Origin of the sequence: Vibrio sp. V10_P2A27P122, assembly GCF_963874335.1 — a bacterium.
GTDB lineage: Bacteria > Pseudomonadota > Gammaproteobacteria > Enterobacterales > Vibrionaceae > Vibrio > Vibrio anguillarum.
The window spans coordinates 1-6471 of record NZ_CAWNHY010000086.1 but is presented as its reverse complement, the minus strand read 5'-3'; the positions used below and the strand labels follow the sequence as shown (position 1 = coordinate 6471).

6 protein-coding genes are annotated in these 6471 nt (G+C 45.0%); all 6 read right to left on the bottom strand.

The genetic code is table 11. The annotated features are described in order from the left end of the window. Positions 1–1191, bottom strand: a 1191-nt coding sequence (locus AACQ17_RS04680; protein WP_026028183.1) for an acetate/propionate family kinase, incomplete at its 3' end; no start/stop codon positions are given. 329 nt (positions 1192–1520) lie between these two features. After that, a complete protein-coding gene (gene vctC / locus AACQ17_RS04675; RefSeq protein WP_094123471.1) occupies positions 1521–2282 on the bottom strand; it encodes an iron chelate ABC transporter ATP-binding protein VctC in 762 nt (253 codons plus the stop codon). Positions 2283–2288: 6 nt separating this feature from the next. Continuing rightward, positions 2289–3239, bottom strand: a complete 951-nt coding sequence (vctG, locus tag AACQ17_RS04670) for an iron chelate uptake ABC transporter permease subunit VctG (protein WP_088729810.1) — start codon at positions 3237–3239, stop codon at positions 2289–2291. Positions 3240–3261: 22 nt separating this feature from the next. After that, complete coding sequence (vctD, locus tag AACQ17_RS04665; RefSeq protein ID WP_026027432.1) at positions 3262–4197, bottom strand: iron chelate uptake ABC transporter permease subunit VctD; 936 nt, start codon at positions 4195–4197, stop codon at positions 3262–3264. A 27-nt stretch (positions 4198–4224) separates the two neighbouring features. Further along, entirely contained in the window at positions 4225–5136 is a 912-nt protein-coding gene (locus tag AACQ17_RS04660) for a siderophore ABC transporter substrate-binding protein (RefSeq protein WP_026028180.1), read from the bottom strand. Between the two features lie 195 nt (positions 5137–5331). Then, on the bottom strand, positions 5332–6471 hold a 1140-nt coding region (locus AACQ17_RS04655), incomplete at its 5' end, for a DUF3103 domain-containing protein (protein ID WP_141201432.1).

Sequence of the window (6471 nt, the reverse complement as noted above, 5' to 3'; positions counted from 1 at the left end):
TAGCAACTCAACCGACTGTTGAGCGATCACGAATTCTTCGTTAGTTGGTACCACAAGCGCTACTGCATTTAGCATGTCTGATTTTGCGATAATGCCAGCATTACCGAATCGAGCTTGCTCGTTGCCTTGCTCATCTTCCACAAAACCAAGAATTTTCAGGTTGCGTAGAATTTCACGACGAATAGGCAATGCGTTTTCGCCAATACCACCGGTGAAAATAATACCGTCGAGCGAATCAAGCGCTGCAAGGTATGATGCGATGTATTTCGCCACACGGTAGGTGAAGACTTGGAAGGCCAATGTAGCGCCTTCATGACCTTGCTCCATGGCTTCTAGAATGCCACGTGCATCGCTGGTTAAACCAGAAACACCCAAGAAACCAGAGGCTTTGTTCAATGAATTAAACACTTGTTCTTGCGTCCAACCCTTCTTCAATAGAAATTCAATGATACCGGGGTCAAGGTCACCACAGCGAGTGCCCATCATCAAACCGGAAAGCGGTGTAAAACCCATACTGGTATCGACACTCTGGCCATCTTTAATTGCGCACACTGACGCACCATTACCAAGGTGAACAGAAATAAAACTGCTTTCTTCAACTGGCTTGTTGATCATTTTTGCCGCTTCACGGCTCACAAAATAATGGCTGGTTCCGTGGAAACCATAGCGGCGAATACCAAACTCAGTGTATAGCTCTTTTGCAATCGCACCTGTGTAGGCTTTTGCTGGCATGGTTTGGTGGAAAGCGGTATCAAAAACAGCAAACTGCGGTAACTCAGGAAACGCTAGCATTGCCGCGCGCATACCAATCGCGTGTGCTTTATTATGTAACGGTGCTAAATCACTAAGCGCTTCAACTTCGTTGACGATTTTTTCGTCTAACTTAACGGTCTTAGTAAACTTCTCGCCACCATGTACTACGCGGTGCCCAATCGCAACGACGTCATCAATCAAGCCGTAGCTTTTCACGAGCTCAACCAGTTTTGCAACCGCCAACAGGTGATGATTCGCTTCACCTTGAATCGCACAATTGGCTTTTTCTCCGTTAAACTTCCAGCTCATACGGGCATCATCAAGCCCAAAGCATTCACCTAGACCACTCAGTACGGCATCCCCCGTATTTGAATCAATCACCGCAAACTTCAGTGATGAGCTGCCAGAGTTAATAACCAAAACAAACGAGTTCGACATGGGGTAAGTTTCCTGTTTTAGACTAAGTGTTGAAGTATACAACTTCTTGGTTTACGTGACCCTCATTATTCAATAATTTTTTAATCTTTCAACTTTGTTTTAGTTTCAGCATCATGCCAAACGATTTTTTCTTGATCTGAGGCAAGTTATTATTTCTTTTGAAGTGAGAAATATATCAATATTTAAGTCCATCCTGTAGCGCGCAGTAAACGTCTGCGCTTCCACCATTTTGCGTTGGCAACATTAGGCAGTAAAAAGGGGGCTTACGGTGAATCGAAAGCGTTCTGTTCAGCACTCGTAACGTTACGCACACCGGCAGTTAAACCGCATCAATGGGTGTAATACATACAAATACGCTTGTTTTCTATTTCTAATACGTTGAACGGCGTTTCGTAGATATCGCTCAAAACCGACGATTGAATCACCTCTTGTACTGTGCCAGTTGCTACTACTTGGCCTCGTTTCAGCGCAATGATGGAATCGGAGTAACAGGATGCAAAATTGATGTCGTGAATCACCACGACCACCGCTTTATTCAACTCATGTGCTAAACGCTGAATAGTGGCCATGATCTGCAATGAGTGTTTGATATCGAGGTTGTTCAATGGTTCATCGAGAAAGATGTAATCGGTATCTTGGGCGATCACCATGGCAATAAAGGCCAGCTGGCGTTGGCCGCCACTCAGTTCGTCGAGGTATTTATCTTCTATCGCTTTAAGATCAAGATATTCGATCGATTGCTCAATCATCGCATGATCGTTGGCCGTTAATTTACCTTGCGAATAAGGAAAACGGCCAAAAGCCACCAGCTCTTTCACGGTAAAACGCATGGTCAGAGTATTGGCTTGACGCAGAACCGACAGCTTTTTAGCCAACGCTTTAGTATCCCACTCAACCAGCTCTTTGCTTTCAATCCAAACTTTACCGCTATCACGGCTAACCAAACGGCTGGCCATCGACAATAAGGTACTTTTTCCTGCACCATTAGGGCCAATAATTGAAGTGACCTTGCCTTTTTCAAACTGCGCACAGGCCTTATCCACAACGGCTTGTTGGCCAAACACTTTAGTCAGTTTATCTAGCTGAATCATATGAAATTAAACCATTTTATTACGTAAAAGGAGGGAGAGAAAATAGAGACCTCCGATGAAATTGATCACCACACTCAGCGTTGTTTCAAACTGGAATACTTTTTCAACCACCCATTGACCAGAAAGCAATGCACACACCGCCATCGCGGAACAACCAATCAATAAGGTTCGGTGTTGGTATGAACGAAACCACTCGCGCGTTAAGTTGGTGACCAATAAGCCAAAAAACATCACGGGCCCAACTAAAGCCGTAGAAATAGCAATTAATACCGCACTAAGCATCAATACATGGTGCGTCACTCGGCGTACATCCACCCCTAAACTGACCGCGTTATCGTTATCCAACCATAAAACATCCAACACGCGATGCAGGCGAAACAGGCCAAAGCAAACCAGCAGTAGTAATGGTGTTACCCAATACACAAGTTCCACTTTCACGTTGTTGAAGCTCGCAAACATATTGGACTGTACCGATGAAAAATCATTCGGATCCATCAGCATGATCAAAAAAGAGGAAATGCTGGAAAACAGTTGCCCCAGAATGACTCCTAATAACAACAACACCATTAAGTTACTCTGCTGCTTACGAAAATAAAAAGCGAATAACAAACTAGAAAACAGCAACATGGCAGCAACGGACAACGAAAAATTGAGATAAGCATTGAGCGCGTAGCTACTTAGGCCACCAAAAAGAGTCACCACTAGCACCTGCACGAACAGGTAAAGTGAATCAAACCCCATGATGCTGGGCGTTAAAATTCGGTTGTGGGTAATGGTTTGAAACGCTAGAGAGGACTGCGCAATGGCAATACCCGCTAACACCATCGCCAATACTTTGGGTACACGACGAGAAAGAAAATAATGATAGTTGTCGGCGTTCAATCCAACACCAATAAATAACCCAGCAAAAAGCAGAGAAGCCAAAACCAGTAACCACAGTTTGCTATGATCACGCAAAGTGATGCTCGCACATACAGACTTACCCATGGCGTTGTCCTCGCAACAGCAACACAATAAATACACTGCCACCGAGAATACTGATGATCATCGAAATCGGCACTTCATAGGGGAAAATAATCAAACGGCCGCCCAAATCACATAGCAGCACCAATAACGCACCGAAAATGGCCGTACGAGGGATATTTTTGCGTAAGTTGTCGCCGTAATAGTGGCTGACTAAATTAGGCACAATCAACCCTAAAAAAGGCAGTTGACCGACAATCATCACAACCGTCGCAGACATCACCGACACCAAACAAACGCCAATCACCAGCACTTGCTGATAGTTAAGCCCTAAGTTCACAGCAAAATCTTTACCCATGCCGACGGCCGAAATTCGCGCCGCATACAAATAGCTAAAGAGGGCAACCGGAATCGCAATATAGAGCAGTTCGAAATCCCCTTTCAGCAAATTGGCAAAATTGGCTACCGTCCAGCTAGAAAGGTTTTGTATCGCATCGTATTTGTAAGCGATGAAGGAGGCGGCGGATTCCACCACATTACCAAAAATAATGCCGATCAAAGGGACAAAAATGGCATTTTTAAACTGCACGCGCTGAATCAGTTGTACAAACAGCAAAGTGCCCGCAATCGAAACCGAGAAAATAAGCCACAAGCTTTCACCGTGACCAAAAAAGACTAAGCTCAACACATAGCCCAGCATGGCGCATTCAATGGTACCGGAGGTAGAAGGCGCGGCAAATCGGTTTTGACTGATTTGCTGCATAATAAGACCCGCGATACTGAGCCCTGCCCCGGCTAAAACAATCGCCAACAAACGTGGCAAACGACTGGTAAAGAGCAGTTGCCAAGCATGGGCATCCCCTTGCAGTAATGCCATTAGTGATAGATTGCCTACCCCCACAAACAGTGAAGATAGGCTGACTACCAACAAAGCAAGCAATAACTTTTTCAAAGCTAACCTCAGCTTGTTTGTGGCAAATTAGTGAATGTGTACAGCATTTCTAACGTCGCTGATCATCTGCTCGGTAGCAGTCACACCAGAAATGGATAGGTACCAAGCATTAAGGTCTAAAAACGCCATGCTTTTATTTTTGTAGGCTGCAGTCGCTTTGATCAGGTCATTTTCAAACTCTTGGCGAGTGTGACTTTGCCCTTTGTTGACCAACGTATCACGATCAATGATCAATAAGGTTTTAGGATCATGTTCGCGAATAAATTCATAAGAGATTAGATCGCCATGGCGTGTCGCTTTGATGCTATCGACGGTCGTTTTGAATCCAAAATCTTTATACACCGCCGAGAAACGTGATTCAGGCCCAAAAGCGGTAATGTTACCGCCAGAGCTCATCACTGTGAGCGCATCGATTTGGTTGTTCTGATTAAAGCTACGAAGTGCTTGAAACTGCTTATCTAAATCTTCAATTTTGGCTTCCACTTGGTCTTCAATAGCAAAGACTTTGCCTAGATTACGCCACTGCTGTTGTGTACTCTGCCAGTAGCCTTGGCTTGCATCGGCTGCAAAAACGATAGTTGGTGCAATTTTAGATAGCTCGTCATAACTGGTTGCGGCGCGCGGCCCAATCACAATCACATCCGGTTTTTGCATATAAATGGTTTCGAAATCAGGCTCAAATAAAGAACCGGCAGGTGCGTATGTATCGCTGTTGTACTTCGCTAAATAATTCGGCAGTTCAGTCACTTTCGATACCGCGACAGGTTCAATACCAAAGCGATCTAATGTATCTAACGCACCCAAACCAATGACAACCACACGTTGCGGATTTTGCTCGATCGTCGTGGTACCGAGTTGATGCTCCACAGAAACGGTTTTAGCACTGAGAGTAAAAGAGGTAAGCAAGCCAAGTGCTGCCAAACTAAACAACGATTTCATATAGGTTCCCATTCAAAATAACTGCGACAGATTTTGATAAGCATTCGCATTAAGTTCGGGTAATATAATCGTTGACCGTCGTTCAAGCAACCCTATTCACATCAAAATCGGCCATGATGATCAGAAGCAGCAAGAATGATGAAAAAGCGAGCGCTAATAAGAGATTCGCGCTCGCTTTCTAGGGGGAGAGAAATGTTATGGACGTGTCGGGTTAATCGTCAAAGGCTCAAAAGTGGCCACTGCGTTACCACTCGCTCCAGGATGATCAACATAGCTGGTGTCTTGCATCAAGGTGTAAAAGACATCGACATAATCGTCGTCGTTGACCAGTAAACCATCGGGAATCGCATCAATGATCTTGCCCGTGATTTGCGGAATAATCGCATACGCCTGCACTTCTGGATCAGGGATAAGCTTCAGCACTTCTTCGGCTACTTTGACGAGTAATTTAGCCAGCTCTTTATAATCGGTACCATCATCTTGCTCCATCAAGATAAGATCGGCTGCGCCCCAACGGTAACGAGACCATTGGATCATCACTTGATTTGGGAAGTAATCTTGCTTGTCGTAATCCAAATAAGGCATTTCAACTAAGTCAATGGTCGGCTCATCTCGGCTTGGATTGATGCCTGTAACAATCGCATAAATTTCAGCCGCTCCAGAGATCCACGGTTCTTTGTCATCCGCTAAACGAATTTTTTTCAGCACTGTGGTGGAAATAGGCTCAGCGCTATTATCGCTGCTGCGGGCCATCGCTTGCGCGGCGACGCTACCACTTTCTACTGTGGTCAATGTGGTCGATTGACCCAATGCGTTCATCTGTGCACGCATTGCTTGTAAGCCTGCGCGCAATTCCACTTCGCTATTACTATCAACCACGAAAACGGGTACATCTGGCATTTGATATACATCCAGTTGATGCACCTGTCCGTACACATCAAACGCTTCAATATATTGCCAAGACGCATCATTACCTTTGGGCTCAAAAGCAAACAACGGGCTTTGCCCTTCTTGCCACTCTTTAATCATCGACGCATCGGCAATACGCAGTTGCAGCAATTGCTCAGTAAAATCCTCAATGCCTTTCATTGAACGAATTTGCGCGTCCGCTACAACCATCTGTTGACTAAAATCGGAATCAGGCTGCTCTTCAAACAAAGTGGAAACAGAAATGGATAGGTTTTGCGCGCTGATTTCAGTTTTAAGTGTGGTTTCAAGCTCGGCGTAACTTTCACTCAGTTGCAGTGCTAACGCTCTTTTTTGCTGTGCAATCGCATCAGCATTAGATTGGCTGGTGCTACTGGTTGTCGCTTCTTCTGAGTTGCACCCCATAAT

Bases quoted from the DNA above. Each gene is read 5' to 3' on its own strand.
- AACQ17_RS04660 (WP_026028180.1), bottom strand. From the start codon at position 5,136: ATGAAATCGTTGTTTAGTTTGGCAGCACTTGGCTTGCTTACCTCTTTT.
- vctC (WP_094123471.1), bottom strand. From the start codon at position 2,282: ATGATTCAGCTAGATAAACTGACTAAAGTGTTTGGCCAACAAGCCGTT.